The 2,250-nt window shown below is 36.8% G+C and carries 2 protein-coding genes; both read right to left on the minus strand.

The window, feature by feature from the left end:
- Positions 1–680 (minus strand): amidohydrolase family protein (locus tag Q0X89_RS10475; protein WP_297693869.1); only part of this gene is annotated, 680 nt, incomplete at its 3' end.
- Between the two features lie 9 nt (positions 681–689).
- The gene (locus Q0X89_RS10480; protein WP_297693871.1) at positions 690–2,012 is read right to left on the minus strand and encodes a hypothetical protein; all 1,323 of its coding nucleotides are present in this window, start codon (positions 2,010–2,012) and stop codon (positions 690–692) included.
- Positions 2,013–2,250 lie beyond the last annotated feature (238 nt).

The following is a 2,250-nucleotide window of genomic DNA, read 5'->3' on the forward strand; positions in this document are numbered from 1 at the left end:
TTATGGGCTTCGTCCACCACAGCTTTGAGCTCTTCCATGGTCATTTGGTCCTGATCAATGAGTTTGATAACATCTACTCCTGCTTTGGCCAACTTTCGTATTTTTTTCCTTCCATCCTCTGAGCCATCTAAGCCCCATCTGAAATCTTCTGTCCCCGGATAGGGTTTATGTTGAATAAAAGGTCCTGAGACATAAAGCGTTGCCCCGGGGATTTCTCCATTATTTATAGCATCTCTTACAGCTATGCTCTCTTCAAGAGGAGCTCCCAGATCTCTGGCACTGGTAACCCCTGCCATCAGTAATTGATGCGCGGACGAGGGCATTATGACATCTTTAAATAGCGGAGGATAGGTTTTATCCCAATACGCATAGTCGGCGTGCCCATTGATCATGGTATGTACATGCATATCCCATAGGCCGGGAAGTACGGTCATTCCTTCAGTGGAAATAATTTCTGCATTGGCTGGAATGTCGATGTTACCTACTGTTCCTACGTTCTTAATTTTTTGACCCTCAATAATGACAACACTGTTTTTAATTGGATCAGAACCGAAGCCATCAATAAGAGTACCGCCAACTAAGACTTTAACTTTTTCGTTTTGACTAAAGCCAATACATACATTCAGCAGCAGTATAGAAATTATAAATCGATATTTGATAAAAATATTTTTTATAAACATTGTAATTGCCTATTTATTTTCTGGATAATACCAAAAAGGAATTTTTATTATTGTTCTCATATATATACTATCCTTATCATGGTCTTTTCTTTCCACTTTAAGTATGTGTTTTCCATCCCTAACTGATCTGATATCTACAAAGGTTTCAAAACCAAGTTGATTCTGGAAATTTTTGGTTACCACAAAATTTGGTTTAAAATGAATACTGTCTACACTTAGTGAATACATGTCTTCAACTTCATCCATGTAGTCCTGTATTCGTTCTCCACGTTCGGACCATGGTAAGGTACCTTCTGAAAATACGGCTGAATAAATGCCTCTTTTGTCTTCTTGAGGTTCCAGTTCCTTGTTAAAAAAAAACACATCATCTTCTATAGAACGGCCATATACCACAAAAACATTCAGGAATGATGTCTGAATTACTTTGGAAGGAATAGTTGCACGATCTGCAAAGGAATTATTAAGACTGATTAGATCGTTATAATTTTTTGTGCTAGCTGCAAAAGTAGATGATTTCATATCCTTATCGAGATAGTTTGAAGTACTAAACCGGGTGGCGGCAAGTATAGATATCAATACAATAAGAGGGATTAGGATTAAACTTAATCGTTTCCCAAATTTATTATCCAGGAAATTATATACCATGGGGCGATAAAGAAATGAAAAGGTAAGATATTTAAATACCCAGTAAACCGGATAGTAAAAGGAGGTGGTCCATTTCTTCTTTTTAAGCCAGCCTTGCGTAATAAAATCAATAAATGTAAGAATCCCGCCAAGGAGAATCAAAACAATTACAGGTATAGCTATGCCATAACGAACCCAGTCTGGTGTTTCAGCCTTAGCTATAAGAAGACCTAAAATTGCAAGAATAAGTCCAATTGCCAACAATCCTATTAAATAAAATACCAGTAAAAATGTTATTGAAAAAATTACACTACAGTATTTTTCAAGTGTAGCAACGTAATTATCAAAAGAACCAACCCTTTTTATCAGGTGTTTGGTAAATTTCGGGCTGTATTTTAGTCTATCATATTCAATATCCGCAGATACATACCGAAGTCCTATTGCCCCTATCCATAATCCACGTAGAATTACATGAGCGATAAGATTTATTGTGATTATATACCATGATATTAATAAGCCACGAGTTAGGAAGCCACTGTAAATATTCTGCTCATTCTGGGCTTCAAGACCGGCAAGTTCAATAGGTTCGATAATCATAAAGAGTCCATAAATAGCAAAACCAGAAATAATCAATTCCAATTGCCAGCTCTCTTGTTGAAGGATATCCAGCCATTCTTTAAATTTCTTGTCTTGAGGATTGTTATTCATGGATATTATGGTTCTTCTGATAAATATAGATGAAAACAATTTCAAAAAAAAGCAGGGGGCTCAAATGATTTTTTGTTGTCAAATAGCAGAATTCTTATAATTTCAGGTCAATTCCTGCCTTTCTCTTCAGATAAATGCAAAAAAAAGACCCCAAGAATAATCTTGAGGTCTTTAAAGAAGGCGGCGGCCTACTCTCCCACCAGTTACGGCAGTACCATCGGCGCAGACGGGCTTAACT

Source organism: uncultured Eudoraea sp. (assembly GCF_947258525.1).
Classification (GTDB): domain Bacteria; phylum Bacteroidota; class Bacteroidia; order Flavobacteriales; family Flavobacteriaceae; genus Eudoraea.

What these genes read in the sequence shown, in the direction of transcription:
- Q0X89_RS10480 (WP_297693871.1), bottom strand. Translation starts at nt 2,012, where the DNA reads ATGAATAACAATCCTCAAGACAAGAAATTTAAAGAATGGCTGGATATC.